We start from the raw sequence: 19,875 nt of genomic DNA on the forward strand, positions 1-19,875 counted from the left end.
TCCCCGCCTACGACGTTCTTTCAAATTAGAAATAGTGCCGCCTGCCGTGAGGGAGATGAGGACCAGCTATGAAGATCGGAATCCTAGGTGCAGGCCGCGTCGGGACCGCCGTGGCGCGCCAAGCTGTGCGCGCCGGCCACACGGTGAGGATCGCCACGGGCAAGCCGGCGTCGGAGATCAAGCTGCTCACCGAGGTGATCGTCCCGGGTGCTACCGCCGTGGACCGGGATCAGCTGCGCGGCAGCGACCTGATCGTGGTGGCGGTTCCGCTGCATAAGTACCGCAGCATCGACGCCTCCGTGCTGCAGGGCCACGTGGTCATCGACACCATGAACTACTGGGCGCCGGTGGACGGCGTCATGGAGGAGTTCGAGGGCGGCCGCTCCACCTCCGAGGTCATCGCGGAGTTCCTCGGCGACGTCCGTGCGGTCAAGACGCTGAACCATATCGGCTACGGGGACATCGAGGTCGACTCCCACCCGGCCGGTGCGCCGAACCGGCGGGCCCTGGCGGTGGCAGGCGATGACGCACAGGCCAAGGCCGTGGTCTCGGCGTTCGTGGACTCACTGGGCTACGACGCCGTCGACGCCGGGCCGCTGAGCGCCGGGAAGACCTTCGAGAACGGCACAGAGATCTTCAACGGCCGCCACACCGCCGAGCAGGTGCGCGCGCTGCTGGACACCTGCCAGAAGGTGCTCGCCGAGGTCTGAGGTTCGGCTTCGGCTGGGCCAGATCGCCCAGGGCTTCTCCCGAGAACGGCGTGAAATCGCCTGATCTCAGGAAAAGCCCGGGGCGATCCGTTGTCTCGACGTGGACCGCTGGCTCTGCCAGATCAGGCGGTGCGCACGACCATCTTGCCGGTGTTCTGTCCCTGCATCATGCCTAGGAAAGCATCGACGGCGTGGTCGATCCCGCCGACCACCGTCTCGTCGTAGGCGATCTCCCCGGCGGCGAACCACTCGGTCATGCGCTGGGCGTACTCGTCGGCGAGGTCGAAGTGTCCGCCGAGGGTGAAGCCCTCCATGCGCAGGCTGCGGGTGATCAGCGCACTGAGGTTGTCCGGGCCGGGGGTCGGCTCCTCGGCGTTGTAGCTGGCGATGGCTCCGCACAGCGCCAGTCGGCCGCCGGTGTTCATCACATCGAGCGCCGCCTCGAGGTGGTCGCCGCCGACGTTGTCGAAGAAGACGTCGACGCCGTCGAGAGCGAGCTCCGGCAGCTGCTCGCGGACCGGGGCGTCCTTGTAGTTGAGCGCGGCGTCGAAGCCGTACTTCGAGGTCAGCAGCTCAACCTTCTCCGCTGAGCCGGCCGAGCCGATGACGCGTTCAGCGCCCAGCAGGCGGGCAATCTGTCCGGCGGCCGAGCCCACAGCCCCGGCGGCCCCGGAGATGAACACAGTCTCGCCGCTGCGCAGCCCGGCGATGCGGGTGAGGCCGACGTAGGCGGTCAGGCCCGTCATGCCCAGGATGCCCAGGTGCAGCGAGAGCGGGGCACCGTGGATCTCTGTGACCTGGCGGAAGGCGCTCGCCTCGGCCTGGGCGATGTCGCGCCAGCCCAACTGGTGCAGCACTGCCGTGCCGACCGGAAGGTCCTCGGCGCGGGAGGCGATGACCCGGCCGACGGCGCCGCCGGTCATCGTCTCGTCCAGGGCGAAGGGCGGGATGTAGCTCTTGACGTCGTTCATCCGTCCGCGCATATACGGGTCGACGGAGATGAACTCGTTGGCGACTCGGACCTCGCCCTCGGCCAGGTCCGGCAGTTCGACGGTGACGGTGCGGAAGTTCTCCGGCGTGGGCCAGCCGACGGGACGGCTGGCCAGCTGGATCTGGGTGCTGGTGCTGGAGGCTGTGGACGACATCGGTGTCCGCCTTTCTGAATCCGGGTCATGGTCCCGGGGAGTCTTTTTGGAATGACCGTTCCAGTATATTCTGGTGCAGAGCTCACACAAGGGGGCGAGGACGGAGGGGTTATGCCACGCACGCGGGAGTTTGTGACCGACGACGCCGTCGTCGCCGCCCGGTCGGTGTTCTGGGAGCACGGCTACGAACAGACCTCGGTGCCGGCGTTGGAGCGCGCCACCGGGCTGGGGCGCTCCAGCATCTATCAGGCGTTCGGCAGCAAGCGCGGGCTCTTCGACGCCTGCGTGGAGAGCTACCTCGATGAGATCCTCCGTCCGCGGCTGCGGCCGCTGCAGCAGGAAACGGTGGCTCCCCAGGCGCTGGTCGACTATCTGGAGGGTCTGCGCGGGGCACTGGCCGACGCCGGCTCCGCGCCGGGGCGGCACGGGTGCCTGCTGCTGAATGCGGCGTCGGGGCCGATCGGGCGGCAGCAGGCAGTCGCTGAGCGCGTGATGGCCTACCGCGAGGAGCTGCGCACGGCGATGCGCCGCGGCTTGGCCGCCGCACGAGCTGCGCAGGCAGGACCTGCGCGCGCACGGTCTGCCGAGGCCGGAGCTGCCGACTCCGGCGCCCACGGCGAACCGGATGATGACATCCTGGAACGTGATGCTGAGGCCTGTGCCTCACTGGTGACCTCGGCCTTCGTGCTGACCCGCGTGGACAACTCCGCGGCGCTGCGCTGCGTCGACGCCGCTCGAGCGATGGTCTAGAGCCGCTCCGCCTCGGAACACCCCGCCCTGTTCCTGAGGATGGCCCGACATCGCCTGATCTCAGGAAGACTGCGGGGCGATCCGCCCTGATGCTGCGTCCTCAGCACCCTGAGCACCCTCAGCATCCGCCAGCTCATCGACCTCGTCGAGTACGGCCAGGATCCGGCTGCGCAGCACCTGGGCCTCATCGGAGAAGCCCTTCTGTGCCCGCGCGTACTCGGCTCGGCCGGCCGGCTCCTCGATCCGCACCGGCGCATAGCCCCAGTCCTGCAGGTCATAGGGGGAGGCGCGCATATCCAGTTCGCGGATGCGCCAGGCCAGATCGAAGCAGTCCATCAGCAGATCGCTGCTCACCGCGGGGATGAGCTTATAGGCCCATTTGTAGAGGTCCATATTCGCGTGCAGGCAGCCCGGCTGCTCCAGGTCCACCTGGGTCTCGCGGGTGGGCTGCAGCGCATTCAGCGGCCGCGCCGACGGCGTGTAGAAGCGGAAAGCGTCGAAATGGGTGCAGCGGATGTTCAGCGACTCCACCACCTCATCGGTTCCTGAAGCGCCCAGCCGCAGGGGCACCTGATCATGGCGCTGGCCGTGCTCGCAGGAGCGGTGGACCATGGCCCACTCATGCAGGCCGAAGCAGCCCAGCTGTGCGGGCCGGGCCGCCGTGCTGCTCAGCAGGCGGCGGGTGAATCCGACGATGGAGTCCCGCTCGCGGCGGAACCGAGTCACATCCACAGCGGCTCCGGCCGCGGAGGTCCCGTCCGGCGTCGTGGTGTAGAACTTCCAGTCGGCCTGTTCGCCAGTGCCGGCGCCCTCCAGGATGTGGCCCGCGCCGGGATGCCAGCGGGAGAGCTGCCCCGGCTTATAGGAGTAATAGGTGAAGAGGAAGTCTTCGACCGGATGCTTCTGCCCGGCATTGCGACGGGCCAGAAAAGCATCGGCATAGCCGCGCACCTTCTGGTGATGCGCGGCGGCACGCTCACGGTGCTCCTGTGCGGAGATCACGACGCCGGCGGGGGAGAGGACAGACATAGCCCCACCAGGGTACCGGGGCCGGCTCCGCTGAGCCGATATCGGCGTCGGGCCGGCATCCAGCTGCGGCACGGTGCCTGACAGATTGCTGAACTCAAGCTGTGGATCCGCTAGAATGGCGATATCTCGCACCTGAAAGCAGAGGCGGCAGGCCCCTTCTCCAAGAAGGGACCTGCCGCCTCTGTCGTTGCTTCAGGCAGGTCTCAGCGGCCGGTGCCGGCGTAGACCTTGGCCTCCTCCTCGGAGTCGAAGCCGAAGGCGGTGTGGATGGCCTTCACAGCCTTGTCCATGTCCTCGACGTCGGTGATCACGGAGACCCGGATCTCGGAGGTGGAGATCAGGTCGATGTTGATGTCGGCCTCACGCAGAGCGGTGAAGAACCGTGCGGAGACGCCCGGGGCGGTGCGCATGCCGCCGCCCACCAGGGACACCTTGGCCACCTGCGGCACGAAGTCGAGCTTCTCGAAGCCGATGCTCTCCTGGTGGGTGGTCAGGATGTCGGTGGCCTTCTTGCCGTCTGCACCAGGCAGGGTGAAGGAGATGTTGGTCGTCTTGGTCTCATCGGAGACGTTCTGAACGATCATGTCGATGTTCACCCCGACCTCAGCGATCAGGTTGAAGATCTCTGCGGCCTTGCCGGGGACATCCGGCACGCCGCTGATGGTCAGCTTGGCCTCAGAGTCGTCATGTGAGACGCCGGAGATGATGGGCTGTTCCAAGGGTTCCCCCTCCTGAAGGGTCACAGGGTCGTTATTGCCTGGGATGACCCAGGTTCCTTCGAGATCGCTGAACGAGGAGCGCACGTGCAGCTTCACGCCGAAGCGGCGTGCGTACTCCACCGAGCGCAGGTGCAGCACCTTGGTTCCGGCCGCGGCCATCTCGAGCATGTCCTCGCTGGAGATCACGTCGATCTTCCGCGCATTCTTGACCACGCGCGGGTCAGCGGTGAAGACGCCGTCCACATCCGAGTAGATCTCGCAGACGTCGGCGTTCAGCGCCGCGGCCAGGGCCACCGCAGTGGTGTCGGAGCCGCCGCGGCCCATGGTGGTGATGTCCTTGGACTCCCGGGACATGCCCTGGAAGCCTGCGACGATGCCGACGTTGCCGGCGTCGAGGGACTCCTGGACGCGGTCCGGGCTGACCTCGATGATGCGGGCCTTGCCGTGGATGGCGTCGGTGATCATGCCGGCCTGGGAGCCGGTGAAGGACTGGGCGGACTCACCCAGCTGGTGGATCGCCATGGCCAGCAGGGCCATGGACATGCGCTCGCCGGAGGACAACAGGATGTCCATCTCGCGCTCGGGCGGCGCCTCAGTGATCTCGTCGGCGAGGTCGAGGAGGTCATCAGTGGTGTCTCCCATTGCGGAGACGACCACGACGACCTGGTTGCCCGCCTTCTTGGTCTCGACGATCCGCTTGGCCACGCGCTTGATGCTCTCGGCATCCTGCACGGAGGAACCGCCGTACTTCTGGACGATCAGGCTCATTCTCACTCCCGGTGAGTGGTCTTCTTGAGTCGGTTTCGAACTATGAACCCGACCAGTGTAGGGCGGTCGTGACATATGGCGCAGGCCAGGATGAAAACCGTCTCAGCTTTTGATAATGGCGCAGGCGCGCGGCTCTGTGAAGCCTCAGTGTCCCAGCACCGCCCCCAGGAACTTCTGGGTCCGCTCGTGCTCCGGGGCGGTGAAGATCGTCTCCGGATGGCCCTCCTCCACCACCCGGCCGCCGTCGAACATCATGACCTTATGCGACACATCCCGGGCGAATCCCATCTCATGGGTGACGATCAGCATGGTCACGTTGGTGGTGTCGGCGACCTCTCGCAGGATGTTGAGGACATCGCCCACCACTTCCGGGTCCAGGGCTGAGGTGACCTCGTCCAGCAGCAGGATCTCCGGGTCCATGGCCAGGGCTCGGGCGATGGCCACGCGCTGCTGCTGACCGCCGGAGAGGCTGGTGGGGTGGGCGTCGGCCTTATCCGGAAGCCCCACCTGCTCCAGCAGGGACTTGGCTTTCTGCACGGCTTCCTGCTTGGACTGGCCCAGCACGTGGACCGGGGCCTCGATGATGTTCTCCAGCACCGTCATGTTGGGGAACAGGTTGAACTGCTGGAAGACCATGCCGATCCGGGTGCGCAGCTTCTTCTGCTGCTTCTTGGAGACCGGGACCCGCTTGCCGCCGCGCTGTTCGTGGGTCAGCGGCTCGCCGTCGATGTGGATATAGCCGCCGGTGAGCTCCTCCAGGGTCATCACCAGGCGCAGGATGGTGGTCTTGCCCGAGCCGGAGGGCCCGATGAGGGTGACCCGCTCGCCGCGGGCCACGGAGAAGTTCAGGTCTTTGAGCACCACGTTGTCGCCGAAGCGCTTCTCCACATCGGTGAACTCGATGACCGGGGTCCCGGCCTCCGCGGGTGCGGGGGAGTGGCTCTCAGTGGGCGTAGGCAAGTCGCTTCTCCAATCGGTTGACCAGGACTGCGGTGGGGTAGCTGGCGGCCAGGAACAGGAGCCCGGCGATGGTGTAGACCTCGGTGTAGCGGAAGGTGGGCGCACCGATCTGCCCGGCCACGGTGACCATCTCGGCCACGCCGATCACCAGCAGGAACGGAGTGTCCTTGAACATCGAGATCGCATAGTTTCCCAGCGAGGGGATGGTGGAGCGCAGCGCCTGCGGGATGACCACTTTCCGCCAGGTGCGGGCGGCGGGCATGGACAGCGCGGTGGTCGCCTCCCACTGCCCCTTGGGGACCGACTCGATGCCGGCGCGGTACACCTCGGACATATAGGTGGCGTAGTGGACGCCGAAGACGATGATCCCGATGGTCAGGGCGTCCAGCCAGAGGAATGCCCAGAACATGAAGATCAGTTGGACCACGATGGGCGTCATGCGGATGAAATTGGCCGCCCAGCGGACGATCCAGGCCAGGGGCTTGGGCAGCACCATGATCAGGATGGCGATGACCAGCCCGAGCACTGCGGCGATCAGCGTGCCCACCACAGTGACCAGGATGGTGACCTCCAGGAAGGCCATGAACATCTGAGGGAAGGCTTCGAAGGCGAACTCCCAGTCCCAGAACGGGCTGCCCTCGATCTCCTCCTCGTCGACCATCGTGGGGTCATCGACTTCCACAGCAAGGATGTGACTCATCATCGGGCACCTCCCGCGGTCACCGGTTTGGGTGCCGGGGAGAGGATCTCGAGCAGCGAGGGTCCTCGGCCCAGCTTGTTCTTGGCCCGGGCTTCCAGAGCCTGCATGAACAGGGTGATGATCAGCGCCAGGATGAAGTAGACCACCAGGCCGATGAAGGCGTGGGAGAACCAGATGTCGGTGGGGCGCCGCAGCTGGTTGAGCTCTGCGGTGAAGTCGCTGACGAAGGGCATGATGTAGGCGATGGCGCTGCCTTTGAGCAGGTGCACCCAGAGGTTGGTCAGCGAGGGGAGCATCAGGGCCCAGGCCTGCGGGAAGATGACGCGGCGCATCTTATGGGGCCAGGACATCGACAGGGCGGTGGTGGCCTCCCACTGACCCTTCGGCACAGTGGTCATGGAGGCCCGCACCGCTTCAGCGCCGTAGGCGCCGTAATTGATGCCCAGCGCCATCACGCCGAGCAGGAAGGTGTTGTAGACCAGACCCTCGAAGGGCAGTCCGTCGGCCCGCATCCAGATCTGGGGCAGCACGAACATCAGCCAGAACAGCAGCACCACCAGGGAGACTCCGCGGAAGAGTTCGATGATGATGCGGGCGGGCACGCGCAGCCAGGCGCGCGGGCTTCCTGCGATCAGGCCCAGCACGACGGCGACGACGAAGGCGAGCAGCCCGCCGAAGATGGTCAGTTGGATGGTCGTCCAGAGCCCCTCGAGCAGTCTGTCCGACCAATTGATGGCCACGTCCAAGTATCCGGGCCAGTCCTCGAAGAATTCCATGAGCCCCCTCGGGGAGTGCGGTGCGGTGACGGGGAGGTGGGGAGTGGAGCTGGGAGCCGAGACGTGGTCTGCGGCCGACCCCGGATCACCGGGGCCAGCCGCAGACGTCGTCAGGCGGAAGGAGGAGGATCAGTCCTCGATGTACTCCTCGGCCAACTCATCCGGGTCCTCCTCGCAGAGCTCCTGCGCGGTCAGGCCGCTCGGGGGCATCTCGTCCTCGGAGAAGCCGAACTCCTCGACCAGCTCGAGGTACTCGCCGGACTCCATCAGCTCAGCCAGTTCCGCGTTGAACTCCTCGACGAGGTCCTCGTCTTCGGGCAGGAAGGCGTGTGCGCCGATGGACAGCTCATGCTCGAAGGAATCGGTGACCTCCAGACCGTCGATATCGCCGGCCATAGCTTCCAGGGAGGCGGCGGTCAGGGCGAAGACATCGGCGCGGCCGCCTTCGACGAACTCAATGCCGTCATCGGCGCTGCCGACGGTGTCATGGTCGATGCCCTCTTCCTCCATCCAGCCGGACTCCACTGCGCCGGAGAGGGCGACTACGTCCAGGCCGGCTTCCTGCAGGTCTTCGAAGTCCTCGACGCCGTGCGGGTTGCCCTCTTCCACGAGGAAAGCCGTGGTGTAGAGCAGCTCGGGATCGCCGAAGGCCGCCTCGGCGCAGCGCTCCCCCGTGATGGACATGCCTGCGGAGACCACGTCCCAGTGTCCAGCGGTCAGTCCGGGGATGAGGTTGTCCCAGTCGGGCTCCTCCTCGATGGTGATGTCATAGCCCAGGCGGTTCTCGAAGATCTCCTCGGCCACGGCGATCGTGGCGCCGGTGGGTTCGCCGCTCTCCTCATCGATCCAGGAGTAGGGCTCCTCGCCGAAGAGTGCGATGGTCAGCTCTTCGCCGTCTCCGTCGCCTTCGTTTCCGCCGTCGCCGTTTCCGCAGGCGGTCAGCGCCAGCAGGGCGGTTGCGCTCAGCGCGCCCATGGCGCGGGCTGAGTGAGTCTTCTGCTTCATGCCTCAGTACCTCATCATCTGGTGTGCGTTGATCCAGGTGATGCCCGCGCGGATGAGCGCGGGGCATCGAGGCTCACGCTAGACCTGAAAATGCAGAATTGGAACTGGATAGAAGCTGGGTGAGGGCTCACACAGGGCTTGACGAGTGCACCGGAAACATTCCCGTAAAGCAGGGCGCTGTGGGTGCGCGGAGCTCCCTTCCCATATGGGACAAGCCCTCTGCGGGCAGGGAAGTCGGGCGGATGAGGATATGGAAAGTCGTGTGAAATTGAACGATCACGCTTGGATAACGATCTCCCCGGCAGTGTGTCCGGAGAGCGTCATGACATGTCGGTGCGGCCCTCGAAAGCACGTCCGAGCGTGACGTCGTCGGCGTATTCGAGGTCCCCGCCCACCGGCAGCCCAGAGGCCAGGCGGGTCAGCTTGATGCCGATGGAGCCGAGCATGCGCACCAGGTAGGTGGCTGTGGCCTCGCCCTCGAGGTTGGGGTCGGTGGCGATGATGACCTCTTCGATCTGGTCATCGGAGAGGCGGTTCAGCAGCTCACGGATATGAAGCTGATCAGGCCCGATGCCGGCGATCGGATTGATGGAGCCGCCGAGCACGTGATACTTGCCGCGGAAGCTGCGGGTGCGCTCGATGGCCATGACGTCCTTGGACTCCTCGACCACACAGATCAGCGAGGGGTCGCGGCGGCTGTCCTGGCAGATCCGGCAGGTGCTCTCCTCGGAGACGTTGAAGCAGATCTCGCAGAACTTCACCTTATCCTTGACCGAGACGATGGCATCGGCCAGCCGCTTCATGTCCTCGCCGTCGGCCTCCAGGATGTGGAAGGCCACCCGCTGAGCGGATTTGGGGCCGATGCCGGGCAAGCGGCCGAGCTCATCGATCAGGTCCTGGACTGCGCCTTCATACACAGCAGTGCAGTCTACCCGCCAGCAGTGGAGGTGCTGCCGCCGTGGCGCTGGTGTCGCAGCGGCCCCGGGAGGGTCTTCCCCGCGGACGACCTGGGGCTTAGGCTCGCATCAGACCGATCAGTCGAAGGAGACCACATCGATGAACGCATTCAGCAGCCCGAACCGGACCTACCGCATCGCCGTGATCGCAGGCGATGGGATCGGCACTGAGGTGATGTCGGAAGGCCTGAAGGTCCTGGGTCGGGCGGCCGAGCGCTTCGGGTTCCGTCTGGAGACCCAGGAGTTCGACTTCGCCTCCGCCGAGTACTGGACCAAGCACGGCCGGATGCTGCCCGAAGACTGGTTCGAGACGCTGAGCGGCTTCGACGCGATCTACTTCGGCGCAGTGGGGTGGCCCGACGTCGTCCCGGACCACATCTCGCTGTGGGGCTCGTTGCTGCAGTTCCGCCGCGGCTTCGACCAGTATGTCAATCTGCGCCCGGTGAAGCTGCTGCCCGGCGTCCCCGGTCCGCTGCGCGGCCGCGAGCCCGGAGACATCGACTTCCTGGTGGTCCGTGAGAACACCGAGGGCGAGTACTCCAGCATCGGCGGCAAGATGTTCGAGGGCACCGACCGAGAGACCGTCGTCCAGGAGACCGTGATGACCCGAACCGGCATCGACCGGATCCTGCGCTTCGCCTACGAGCAGGCTCAGCGGCGCGGCGGCAGGCTGACCTCGGCCACCAAGTCCAACGGCATCTCCATCACCATGCCCTATTGGGATGAGCGGGTGGCCGAGATGGGGGAGAGCTTCCCCGAGATCGAGGTGGATAAGTTTCACATCGACATCCTGGCCGCGCAGTTCGTGCTGCACCCGGACTGGTTCGACGTGGTGGTGGCCTCCAACCTCTTCGGTGACATCCTCTCCGACCTGGGCCCGGCCTGCACCGGCACCATCGGCGTGGCACCCTCGGCGAACATCAACCCCACCGGTGAGCTGCCCTCGCTCTTCGAGCCGGTGCACGGCTCCGCCCCCGACATCGCAGGACAGGGGATCGCCAATCCGGTCGGTCAGATCTGGGCCGGTGCCATGATGCTGGACTTCCTGGGCGAGGCCCAGGCGGCTGAAGCAGTGACCACAGCCTTCGAAACCGTGCTGGAGTCCGGTGAGACGATGACTCCGGATCTGGGCGGCAGTGCGAGGTGCGAGGAGCTGGGCACCGCTATAGCCCAGGCCGTGGACGCCGCCTGAGTGCAGGTCCGTCAGGCGGCTGTGAACGTGAGCGCCGGCTGTGAGCCGTCCTGCGTTCTGTTCCGGCTTGGTTCCGGGCGGGTTATGAGATGGAGACCTCCGTATCCTGAGTGGGGTTTGGTCGCCCGCACCGATACGGAGGTCTCCTTCCTTGCTCAGCCTCATTCCCCATGCGTTGGGGACTGCACCTAGGCGTCCTGCGTCTGGCGCTGCTCCCGCTGGACGACATCGATCTCTTCGAGATCCTTCTGGCGACGTACCAGCTGGGTGATGCCAGCTCCGAACAGCGCCACACCGCCGAACACATAGAACGCGGCACCGCCTGTGAGGCCGAGGGTGGTGATCAAGCCCCCGACCGCAGGTCCTGCCACTCCTCCGAGGCGTCCGAACCCTGCACACCAAGCGACCCCGGCTGCCCGGGTATTGGTGGTGTAGTAGGTGGCGACGAAGCCGTAGATGAGGACCTGCGTCCCCAACGTGCCGACGCCAGCGATGGAGATGAGGAGGAGGAGCGTTGCGAACGGGAGCTCTATGGTCATCAGGCTCAGTGAGAGGGCTGCGAGGATGAAGGTGCCGGTCACCACGCGCTTAGGTCCGACGCGATCCGCCACCTTCGAGCCCAGCAGGCAACCGATGACGGCGCCCCCGTTGAGGAAGAGGAGGAATGCGAGTGAATAGGTCGTCCCGTAGCCGTAGCCCTCCATGATGCGAGGAAGCCAGGTGTTCAGGCCATAGGTCAGAAGCAGTCCGGAGAAGGACATGAAGCCGATGAGTATGGTGGGGAGCAGGTATCTCGGGGTCATCAGCGCGGCGAAGCCTGTGCGCTCGACCGCCTTGTCATCCGCTGTCTGGGATTCGTCGACCAACGCGATCCCCGTGCGCTCTGCGACTCGGATCGCTTCTTCGCGCCGTCCGCGGGACAGGAGCCATCGGGGTGACTCTGGGAGTTTGAACCATGCGACAGGGATCAGCAGAATCGGCAGGGCACCGATGAGGAACAGCCCGCGCCACCCGATAGGGTCGAGAAGGATCATGCCCAGAAGTGCGGCGAGTACGCCTCCGGCCGGAATCCCTGCGTAGACGATGGCGTTGTAGAGATTCTTCTTGTCGGCAGGCGCGAATTCCGCCATCGTGGCACCTGCGGTGGCGAGCACGGCGCCCAGTCCCAGGCCGGTCAGGAAGCGCAGCAGGCCGAAGGCCAGCACCGAGGTGGCGAATGACGTCAGGATCATGCCGACTGAGAACCACGTGATGCTCAGCAGAATCATGCGGCGGCGGCCGAGATAATCGCCGATGCCGCCCGTGATGAGGGCACCTGCGAGGACGCCGAGCATGGCGTAGGAGCCGAGCGCACCTGCGGTCGCACCATCGAGCGGCCCGATGTGGCTCGGGTCGTTCATCAAGGTGGGCATGACCGTGCCATAGATGGTCAGGTCATACCCATCGAATACGAGGGCCGTGCAGGCGATGAACGCCACCCACGCAGCTGTGCGGCGTTCTTTGGCCGGGGTCGCAGTCGTGAGAGCTTGGGACATGATTCCTCACTTGTCTGTAGGTGCGATGCTCGAATCGGTTCTGTCTCTTGTGCGACGGCCTCTTGAGAGAGGGCCTGTCGGGGTTCACCCGAGTCTTCCACTGTGTGTTCTGCGTCACATAGGAGGGATCCCTGATATCCACCCAGGGGATGCCTGGAGAGGTGGGGTTATGGCAGACTTCCGTGGTCTCCGAGCCACCGCGAAGCCAGCTCTGTTCGGGAACGGATGCCGAACTTCGCATAGACGTTCGTCAGGTGGTATTGCACTGTCTTTTCAGCGATGAAGAGCTTCTGAGCGACTTCGCTGTTGGTCATTCCCTGTGCAACGAGGTCGCTCACAGCGTGCTCCTGAGGAGTCAGCGTGAAGTGTGAGGAGACGTCGGGCTCGTCGCGGAGATTCGACCCAGCATCCTGCCCGTGTCCCGACATGCCTGTGGCTCGAAGCTCACGGTCGCATCGGTCGATCAGGACCGTCGCTCCGACACCTTCGTAGAACTCGCGGGCTCGGGAAAGCCATGTCACCGCCTCGCGTCGCCGATTGGCTCTACGGAGCATCTGCCCGCGGTTGAGCAGAACCTGCGCCTGAGTGGTGGGTTGGTCGTCGGCCTGTCCCAGCAGCTGGCTTGCCTCGTCGAACCTCTTCTCGGCTTGGCCTGTGTCCCCTTGGGCGCCCAGGACACGCGCCCGCGAGGTCAGCGCGAGTGCGTAGACATGCCGATTCGACGGGTCTGCCAGAGCCATCATCTGGTCGGAGGCTCGACGAGCCTCCCGGTCGCGGCCCACAGCTATCAGTGCGTCGACCAGCTCGGCGTGCCAGGGCCAGAAGGAGGTGCGCTCGGACGTCCAGGGGTCGACGTCCAGCAATGGTTGCAGAGCTGCTGCGCGTCCGAGGTGATCCCCGCGGACATTGGCCGCGACGGCCCGGACCAGACGAGCGGGGACCTGCATGGCCAGGTAGTCGCTGAGGGAAGCACCGTTGGTGGCACGGCGCATGACGGTCTGGGGTGAATGACCGCGCCACAGGCGAATCTCAGCTGCTGTCCAATGCAGAAGAGGGCTCACCAGGGCGATGCCTGCGGCTGAGGATTCGGTCAGCCCCCTATCAGCCGTGCGAAGTGCGTCGTCCCATTCGCCGAGGAGGTATTGGGTGCGGGCGAGCCATCCACGCGCCCAGAGAGATATACGCATGGACCCGCGCTCATACCGGGTGGGGACAGCGGCTTCGAGCTCACGTACCGCTTCTCGCAGCTTGCCTTGCCGCAGCAGCACCCATCCGTTGCACAGATGGAACCGTTGCTTCTGGGCCCCGAGAGCGCTGCGTCGAGCGATCTCATCGATGGTTCGTTCAGCTTCCCTGAAGTCTCCCTGCGCCGCGAGTCCTACGCCTCGCATGGCAAGTGACTCAACATGAGCTGGCTCCTCCGGGTCGCTGAGGTCCATCGCGCGGGCCGCCCAGGAACACAGCTGCTGACCATCCCATCGGCTCAATGCGTCGAGTGTTCGGCGCAGAGCTACGTGAGCGTCTGACTCTGAGGTCAAGGCGTCTGACGCTGAAGCTCGGGAGAGCAGGTCATCGGCCTCGGCAGCTTTGCCCCGATGGATCGCGACATTGGCCAGGACCGCGTCCCGGGACTGGGAGAACGGAACTTCTTTGCCTGCTTCGAGCCATGGCAGCAGGTCAGTGACATGTCCGGCGCTGGCCAGCGCATCGATCCCGGACAGGAGCTGCCGGTCTCGTTCGGCCGAGGGAGGTAAGACTTTGACTGCGGAGAACTTCAGGCGAGAGGAGTCTTCCCAGCGTCCTCGCCGTTCAGCGACCTCGGCCGCGTCGTTGAGGGCGGCTGCCAGGTCGAGGTCGGGCCCTTGGGCAGCTTCGGCAAGATGGCACAACCGTTCCTCCGGCTCGGGGGCTGTGTCTGCTGCGCGTCGGTGCAGAGCCCGTCGAGTCGATGGCAACATGTCGTCTGACACCACACGGGGTGCAGCGGGATGCGAGAACCCCAGCACTCGCAGCCCGGCTGTGTTGCGTTCGGTCAGAACTCCGCAGGACAGGCCCAGATCGACAGCGCGTGAAGTATCGTCGCCGGTCGCCGCTACGTGGCCGAGACGCTCCAGATCATGGGTATCTCCCAGCACCGTCAGTGCCGCGACCAGATTCCGGAGGGTCGGCGAGTCTGTCTCTCTGAGTGGGAGGAGGACCTCCTGGACGACGCTGGGTGGCAGCGGAACATCGGCGTGATCTGTGGGGAAGGCGCCTTCAGGTAGAGCCGCCATGATTTCCTGGAGGACGGTCAGTCGCCCTCCGCTGTACTGCAGCAGCATCGCAGCTTCGTGGTCGCCGATGTCGGTCATACCCTGGCGTCGAGCGAGTTCAGCCACATCGTCGATCTGCAGCGCCGGGATGTCGACTGCCAGATTCATCGGATCGGCCAGAAGCCTGACAAAGTCAGGATCCAGGTCCGCCATGTTCTCTGGGCTGACCGCAATCACTATGAGGGCTGATGAGTGACGAATCCGCCGAGCGACCAGGGTGAGCACCTGCAGGCTGGCCTGGTCGGAGAGGGCGGCGTCGTCCACAGCGATGATGCGAGGTTCCTGGTCTGCTGTCGGCAGCCTGCTGAGCAACACCTCGGCAGCGGTGATCTGACCCTCCATGTCGCTGCGATTCAGATCTGCACCTGATGTGGGCAGGTCGAATCCGGCAGTGCTCTGGCGCAGCAGTGCGTAGGGCGTCTGGCGCAGCCATGCAGTGCCGACCAGGACGTCGGTACTCTCGGGATGCTTCTCCTGAAGCGCGCGCAGGACGCTGGAACGCCCGGACCGAGAGGCTCCGCGCAGCACGACCAGGCGACCGCCGGATGCTGGCACGCTCGAGTGCGCCTCCAACACCTGGGACAGGGCTCGGCGCGGTCCGCTCAGCAGGCTCTCAAAGACTGGGCGTCGCTCTGCTGACGGCTCTATCCCTGATCACCTCCGCCCACAGGCAGGACGGTTCCGTTGATGTAGGAAGCAACGTCGGAGGCGAGCAGGACAAGCGGCCACGCCTGTTCGGCGAGAGTTCCGTAGCGCTTCAGATAGCTGGACTCCACGGTCTGAGCGACGACCTCGGAGAACCAGGCCTTCTCCTGCTCCGTCTGCGCACCGGGACCTCGCCGGATCCGGCGTGCAGGGGCTTCCGTTCCCCCTGGGGCAGTAGCGACCACTCGCACTCCGGCCGGCGCGGACTCCATAGCCAGCGACGCTGTGAGGGCGTTCACACCACCCTTGGCCGCTGAGTAGGGCACGCGGTTCACGCCGCGGGTGGCCACCGAGGAGACATTGACGATGGTGCCGGCACCCCGTTCCTTCATCCGGGGGAGCACCGCCCGGCACATCCAGAGGGTGGGGAACAGCGAACGCCTGATCTCGGCGTCGATGCGCTCGGGTTCATAGAGATCGTAGGGTTTGGCCCAGATGGTGCCGCCGACCGCATTGATGCACACATCGATGTCTCCGGCCGCTGCGGCGGTCTTCTGCGCCCCGTCCCAGGTCTCGAGGTCAGCGAGCACAGTGGCGACGCTCAGCTCTCTGCGCTCTGCCTGCGCGGCAGCTTGGGCGGCCTGGGCTGTCTCCTCAACGATCTCCGAGCGATCAGCGAGGATCAGGTCTGCGCCCTGCTCTGCTGCGAGCACCGCGGTCTCCCGGCCGATCCCCTGGGCAGCCCCTGTGATCAGGACGACTTTGTCCCTCAGCAGTCCTTTCGCGGCGCTCACCCCCGCACCACCTCGAACATAGTCATCCGTGCGTGCTGGTTGTGTTCTCGGATGATGCGGCGAGCTGCCTCGAGGTCCTTGCTCTCGAATGCCTCGACCAGAGCGAAGTGCTCAGCATCGATCTCCGGAGCGATCCATGCACCATTGCGCATCGCCTCCACGATCTGATTGTGCACGTCCAGCCGCCGGAAGCTCTCGAAGAAGGTCGGATTGTCACAGATGTGGAAGAGATACTCGTGGAACTCCTCGTTGCGCGTTGCGAACTTCTCGATGTCGGTGATGCCGTCATCCTGGAGCAGTTCGGAGGTCGCCTCAGCCAGGCGACGCAGCTGCTGGAGCTGCTCGTCGCTGAGCCGGCCCATCATCAGTTCCGTGACGGCCAGCTCCAGGCCCATCCGTGCGTCCAGATGCGCCATCGAGTCCTCACGGGTGAAGGAGAGCTGTCCTGTCTCCATCGAGGAGATCGCCTCTCCGGCTGTCAATGAGTCACCGGAGGCGCTGAGCTCTTCATCGGAAGCTGGCGCGCCGGTCTCATCATCATCGGTGGAGCCCTTGGGAGCGAACTTCTCGTAGTAGAAGTTGGCTGGTTGAACACCTTCGTCGTCCAACCAGCGGGAGACGGCATCGACCATAGGCGGAGGGCCGCACAGGTAGATGTCCACGTCGCCGTTCTGGAGGTGTTCGTCGTCCAAGAACTGGGTGACATAGCCGATCTGCTCGGCGCTGCTGTCAGGGTCAGCGACGCAATAGCTGTAGGTGAAGGTCTCTATCCGTTCGGAGAACGCGTCCAGCTCCTCCAGACCCACGACGTCGGCGTCGCGGGTGACGCCATAGACCAGGTGGATCGGCTGGTCCGTCCCGTCCTGGGCGATCTTCTCAAGGATCGACCGGATGGGAGCCAGGCCGGTGCCACCAGCCAGCAGCAGCAGCCGACGCTGAGGCGGGCGCAGGAAGAAGCTGCCGAACGGACCGGTCATAGTGATGACGTCTCCGACCGCCGCCCGCTCGGTCAGGTAGTCCGACATCGCGCCCCCAGGGGAAATGCGCACCATGAACGAGGCCGCTGCCTCCTTCGGCCCAGAGCTGAACGAGTAGGAGCGGGCCTGGTCGGTCCCCGGCACCGAGAGATTCATATATTGGCCCGGGAGAAATGCGAGGTCATCCCGGTCTTTCACCGACATGGTGAAGGACACTGTGGTCTCTGAGTGATGGATCAGTTCGGTGATCTGCGCCTCGAAGTCTGCCGCAGAGGTTTTGGCGACCTCGGAGGTGGTGGGCACCTCCACCACCATGTCAGACTCCGGGACGGACTGGCAGGTCAGCAGGTGTCCCTTCTCGAGCTCCGCGTCTGAGAGCGCGTCCTCGATGTAGTCTCCGGGGTCGAAGTCTCCGGAGGAGCAGAGGGATTTGCATGTTCCGCAGGCGCCGTCTCGGCAGTCTGAGGGAAGATTGATGCGGGCCTTGAATGCGGCCTCCATGATCGTCTCCATCGGATTGACTCTGACGATCTTCGTCACGCCATCTTCGAAGTTGATGGCCACTTCATTGCTCATGATGGTCTCTCTTGTCAGCAGTGAGATCTGCCGAGCTCCGGCGGATCTCAGGATGGTCTTGGGTGGGTTCTGACGGTGGCGGGCCAGCCCGGGCGGACCTCAGATCATGTAGATGTCGATGAGGTGATGGACCCGGTCGTTCTTCAGGATGACCTTCTTGCCGAGGATCAGGGGGGAATCCCCTGCGATGTCCAGGGTGTAGAAGCTGTGACCGTAGTAGGTCAGAGTCTCGTGGTAGCGGTAGTAGTGGGTCGTCCAGCTGAAGCGGATCTCGACCTGGTCGTCACGACGCTCCAGGAACTCGATGCCGCCGATGTTGTGTTCGGTACGAGGTTCCGGAATCGAAGTGGCTGCGGAGCGGTCGGTCTTGATGCGGAAGACACGGTCCTCCAGGCCGCTCCGGTTGGGATACCAGATCAGGGAGATGTCATTCTGAGGATCCTTGGTCAGGGTGTCGTCCACGTCCCAGGCCGGCATCCAGAATTCGGCGTCAGGGTGGTAGCACTCCAGCCACTGGTCGAACTGCCAGTCGTCCAGGAGCCGCGCCTCCCGATAGACGAACTGACGGATCCGTTCGGCGTCCTCGACGTCGACGACCAGGCCTGTGCTCTTCTGAATTTCAGTGGTGCTCATAGCGGTGTTTCGTCTTTCTCCCGCGTCTCAGCGGAGGGTCCGGTGTGGTGAGAGGAGGTTCGGCGCACACTGATCCGACGTCATGCAGTCGGTGCGGGGTGCTCCTCCTGCTGGCTGATCGCCGTGGTCATCACCTGGTGCCAGTAGGAGTGCTGGATCGGGTACAGCCCCTCATCCTCGGTCCGCCTGCCGGAGGCGAGAGGTTCCATCCCCAGTGCAGCTGCCTGTTCGTCGGGCCCGTTGATCTGGTGCGCCTGGCCGCGGGACATATCGTTCCAGGGTGCGGCAGAGGCCTGGTGCGTGTTCTGGGCTGAACGGAACTCCTCCAGATCGTCCGGGGTGGCCATGCCGGTGGCGTTGAAGAAGTCCTCGTACTGCCGGATGCGGTGGGCGCGGGCGTCTGCGGGCTCGCCCTTGGGTGCGATGCAGAATGTCGTCACCTCGGTCTTATCGGCTGAGATCGGCCGAATATGCCGGATCTGCGAGCTGAACTGGTCCATGAGATACACGTTGGGGTAGATGCACAGATTCCGGGAGATGTTGATCATGAAGTTGGCCATGGTCTCGCCGAACTGTTCCACCAACCGCTCACGCTGGTTCCACAGCGAGCGATCCTCAGGGTTGGTCCATTCCTGCCAGAGCAGCAGGTGGCCATGGGGGAAGGAGTAGAACCCGCCGGAGACCTTGCCCCAGCCGCCGGCGTCCATAGCCTTGGTGTCGTTCTTCGATTCGCCGGACTTGCGCCGGGCGGTGGTGGCCGCATAGTTCCAGTGCACTGAGGTGACGTGGTAGCCGTCGGCCCCGTTCTCGGCTTGGAGCTTCCAATTCCCGTCATAGGTATAGGTGGTGGCTCCCTTGAGGATCTCGAGGCCGTCAGGGGATTGGTCCACGATCGAATCGATGACGGTGCGGGTGTCGCCGAGGTGCTCTTCCAGGGGCTTCACGTCCGGATTGAGCGAGCCGAAGAGGAAGCCTCGGTAGTTCTCGAATCGAACAACCTTGGTGAGGTCATGGGAGCCTTCGGTGTTGAACTGTTCCGGGTAGCCGCCGTTGCGGCCGTCCTTGACCTTCAGAAGCTCACCTGAGTTCCGGAAGGTCCAGCCGTGGAAGGGGCAGGTGAACGTAGTCCGGTTGTCGGTCTTGCGGCGGCACAGCATGGCTCCGCGGTGCGCGCAGGCGTTGATCAGACAGTTCAGCCCACCTTCTTTGTCACGGGTGATCACAACGGGCTGCCGTCCGATGTAGGTGGTGAAGTAGTCGCCGATCTCCGGGATCTGGGTCTCGTGCGCGAGGTAGACCCAGTTGCCTTCGAAGATGTGCTTCATCTCCAGCTCGAAGATCTCGTCGTCGGTGAAGATCCTGCGGTTGACCCGGTGGATTCCTTCCTCCGGCTTCTCCTGAACGCCGTTCTCGATCAGCTCTCGAGTGTCGGTGTGGACGTTGAGCGTGTCAGTCATGGCAAACCTCCCCTTGAGATTCGGTGTGTCGGCAGGTCGCCGATCGTCGGTCCCGATCATCGTGTCCCACTGTGACTGAGCTCACGTAAGGGTACCTCCTAGGTGTGACCTAGGTGTACTTCCCCGTGAGGTTGTGAACGCGGGCTGAGGGAACCAGACCTCCGATAGCGGTGTGGGGTCGGTGGTGATTGTATTCGTGGAGGAAGGCCTCGTAGGAGGCTTCACGGGCTGACTCG

Annotated in this window: 17 protein-coding genes and 1 pseudogene; 3 read left to right on the forward strand and 15 right to left on the reverse strand. The window is 64.7% G+C overall.

Annotated features, from left to right (window positions below):
* Positions 1–68 precede the first annotated feature (68 nt).
* The gene (locus tag IEW85_RS12615) at positions 69–710 is read left to right on the forward strand and encodes an NADPH-dependent F420 reductase (protein WP_188686312.1); all 642 of its coding nucleotides are present in this window, start codon (positions 69–71) and stop codon (positions 708–710) included.
* A gap of 122 nt (positions 711–832) precedes the next feature.
* Here the strand turns inward: IEW85_RS12615 and IEW85_RS12620 are convergent, their stop codons facing one another.
* The gene (locus IEW85_RS12620; protein ID WP_188686315.1) at positions 833–1,855 is read right to left on the reverse strand and encodes an NADP-dependent oxidoreductase; all 1,023 of its coding nucleotides are present in this window, start codon (positions 1,853–1,855) and stop codon (positions 833–835) included.
* Between the two features lie 111 nt (positions 1,856–1,966).
* Here IEW85_RS12620 and IEW85_RS12625 point away from each other — a divergent pair, with 111 nt between their 5' ends.
* On the forward strand, positions 1,967–2,605 hold the full coding sequence (locus tag IEW85_RS12625) for a TetR/AcrR family transcriptional regulator (RefSeq protein WP_188686318.1): 639 nt from the start codon (positions 1,967–1,969) through the stop codon (positions 2,603–2,605).
* 60 nt (positions 2,606–2,665) lie between these two features.
* Here the strand turns inward: IEW85_RS12625 and IEW85_RS12630 are convergent, their stop codons facing one another.
* The 7 genes from IEW85_RS12630 to recR form a co-directional block, all read right to left on the reverse strand.
* A complete protein-coding gene (locus tag IEW85_RS12630; RefSeq protein WP_188686320.1) occupies positions 2,666–3,634 on the reverse strand; it encodes a 3-methyladenine DNA glycosylase in 969 nt (322 codons plus the stop codon).
* 203 nt (positions 3,635–3,837) lie between these two features.
* Complete coding sequence (locus IEW85_RS12635; RefSeq protein WP_188686324.1) at positions 3,838–5,121, reverse strand: aspartate kinase; 1,284 nt, start codon at positions 5,119–5,121, stop codon at positions 3,838–3,840.
* 144 nt (positions 5,122–5,265) lie between these two features.
* The gene (gene ehuA / locus IEW85_RS12640; protein WP_188686327.1) at positions 5,266–6,081 is read right to left on the reverse strand and encodes an ectoine/hydroxyectoine ABC transporter ATP-binding protein EhuA; all 816 of its coding nucleotides are present in this window, start codon (positions 6,079–6,081) and stop codon (positions 5,266–5,268) included.
* A complete protein-coding gene (ehuD, locus tag IEW85_RS12645) occupies positions 6,065–6,742 on the reverse strand; it encodes an ectoine/hydroxyectoine ABC transporter permease subunit EhuD (protein WP_188686374.1) in 678 nt (225 codons plus the stop codon). Before ehuD ends, ehuA begins: the two co-directional genes overlap by 17 nt.
* Positions 6,743–6,780: 38 nt before the next feature.
* The gene (locus IEW85_RS12650) at positions 6,781–7,557 is read right to left on the reverse strand and encodes an amino acid ABC transporter permease (RefSeq protein ID WP_188686330.1); all 777 of its coding nucleotides are present in this window, start codon (positions 7,555–7,557) and stop codon (positions 6,781–6,783) included.
* A gap of 129 nt (positions 7,558–7,686) precedes the next feature.
* A complete protein-coding gene (locus IEW85_RS12655) occupies positions 7,687–8,562 on the reverse strand; it encodes a transporter substrate-binding domain-containing protein (RefSeq protein ID WP_188686335.1) in 876 nt (291 codons plus the stop codon).
* 320 nt (positions 8,563–8,882) lie between these two features.
* The gene (gene recR / locus IEW85_RS12660; protein ID WP_188686338.1) at positions 8,883–9,479 is read right to left on the reverse strand and encodes a recombination mediator RecR; all 597 of its coding nucleotides are present in this window, start codon (positions 9,477–9,479) and stop codon (positions 8,883–8,885) included.
* Between the two features lie 139 nt (positions 9,480–9,618).
* On the opposite strand from recR, the gene IEW85_RS12665 reads away from it, so the two are divergent.
* Positions 9,619–10,710 (forward strand): tartrate dehydrogenase, encoded by a 1,092-nt coding sequence (locus tag IEW85_RS12665; protein ID WP_188686341.1) that lies wholly within the window; start codon positions 9,619–9,621, stop codon positions 10,708–10,710.
* A 188-nt stretch (positions 10,711–10,898) separates the two neighbouring features.
* Here the strand turns inward: IEW85_RS12665 and IEW85_RS12670 are convergent, their stop codons facing one another.
* The 7 genes and pseudogenes from IEW85_RS12670 to IEW85_RS12700 form a co-directional block, all read right to left on the reverse strand.
* Positions 10,899–12,188 carry an MFS transporter gene (locus tag IEW85_RS12670; protein ID WP_229659021.1) on the reverse strand — a complete coding sequence of 430 codons (1,290 nt, stop codon included), beginning with the start codon at positions 12,186–12,188 and terminating at the stop codon, positions 10,899–10,901.
* Positions 12,189–12,412: 224 nt separating this feature from the next.
* The gene (locus IEW85_RS12675; RefSeq protein ID WP_188686346.1) at positions 12,413–15,112 is read right to left on the reverse strand and encodes a helix-turn-helix transcriptional regulator; all 2,700 of its coding nucleotides are present in this window, start codon (positions 15,110–15,112) and stop codon (positions 12,413–12,415) included.
* Between the two features lie 89 nt (positions 15,113–15,201).
* Complete coding sequence (locus IEW85_RS12680; protein WP_188686349.1) at positions 15,202–15,996, reverse strand: 1,6-dihydroxycyclohexa-2,4-diene-1-carboxylate dehydrogenase; 795 nt, start codon at positions 15,994–15,996, stop codon at positions 15,202–15,204.
* Positions 15,993–17,549: a benzoate 1,2-dioxygenase electron transfer component BenC gene (gene benC / locus IEW85_RS12685; protein ID WP_188686352.1), complete on the reverse strand. Its 1,557-nt coding sequence runs from the start codon at positions 17,547–17,549 to the stop codon at positions 15,993–15,995. The genes IEW85_RS12680 and benC overlap by 4 nt, the downstream gene beginning before the upstream one ends.
* A 99-nt stretch (positions 17,550–17,648) precedes the next feature.
* Complete coding sequence (gene benB / locus IEW85_RS12690; protein WP_188686355.1) at positions 17,649–18,182, reverse strand: benzoate 1,2-dioxygenase small subunit; 534 nt, start codon at positions 18,180–18,182, stop codon at positions 17,649–17,651.
* Positions 18,183–18,262: 80 nt separating this feature from the next.
* Complete coding sequence (gene benA, locus IEW85_RS12695; protein ID WP_188686358.1) at positions 18,263–19,639, reverse strand: benzoate 1,2-dioxygenase large subunit; 1,377 nt, start codon at positions 19,637–19,639, stop codon at positions 18,263–18,265.
* Between the two features lie 109 nt (positions 19,640–19,748).
* Positions 19,749–19,875 (reverse strand): annotated as a pseudogene (locus IEW85_RS12700) (integrase core domain-containing protein); the annotation flags it as partial.

The sequence above is a fragment of the Nesterenkonia cremea genome, from assembly GCF_014642675.1.
Taxonomy (GTDB): domain Bacteria; phylum Actinomycetota; class Actinomycetes; order Actinomycetales; family Micrococcaceae; genus Nesterenkonia; species Nesterenkonia cremea.

Coding starts and splice junctions, on each gene's coding strand:
- IEW85_RS12615 (WP_188686312.1), top strand. CDS start 69: ATGAAGATCGGAATCCTAGGTGCAGGCCGCGTCGGGACCGCCGTGGCG.
- IEW85_RS12620 (WP_188686315.1), bottom strand. CDS start 1,855: ATGTCGTCCACAGCCTCCAGCACCAGCACCCAGATCCAGCTGGCCAGC.
- IEW85_RS12625 (WP_188686318.1), top strand. CDS start 1,967: ATGCCACGCACGCGGGAGTTTGTGACCGACGACGCCGTCGTCGCCGCC.
- IEW85_RS12630 (WP_188686320.1), bottom strand. CDS start 3,634: ATGTCTGTCCTCTCCCCCGCCGGCGTCGTGATCTCCGCACAGGAGCAC.
- IEW85_RS12635 (WP_188686324.1), bottom strand. CDS start 5,121: ATGAGCCTGATCGTCCAGAAGTACGGCGGTTCCTCCGTGCAGGATGCC.
- ehuD (WP_188686374.1), bottom strand. CDS start 6,742: ATGGTCGACGAGGAGGAGATCGAGGGCAGCCCGTTCTGGGACTGGGAG.
- IEW85_RS12650 (WP_188686330.1), bottom strand. CDS start 7,557: ATGGAATTCTTCGAGGACTGGCCCGGATACTTGGACGTGGCCATCAAT.
- IEW85_RS12655 (WP_188686335.1), bottom strand. CDS start 8,562: ATGAAGCAGAAGACTCACTCAGCCCGCGCCATGGGCGCGCTGAGCGCA.
- IEW85_RS12665 (WP_188686341.1), top strand. CDS start 9,619: ATGAACGCATTCAGCAGCCCGAACCGGACCTACCGCATCGCCGTGATC.
- benC (WP_188686352.1), bottom strand. CDS start 17,549: ATGAGCAATGAAGTGGCCATCAACTTCGAAGATGGCGTGACGAAGATC.
- benB (WP_188686355.1), bottom strand. CDS start 18,182: ATGAGCACCACTGAAATTCAGAAGAGCACAGGCCTGGTCGTCGACGTC.
- benA (WP_188686358.1), bottom strand. CDS start 19,639: ATGACTGACACGCTCAACGTCCACACCGACACTCGAGAGCTGATCGAG.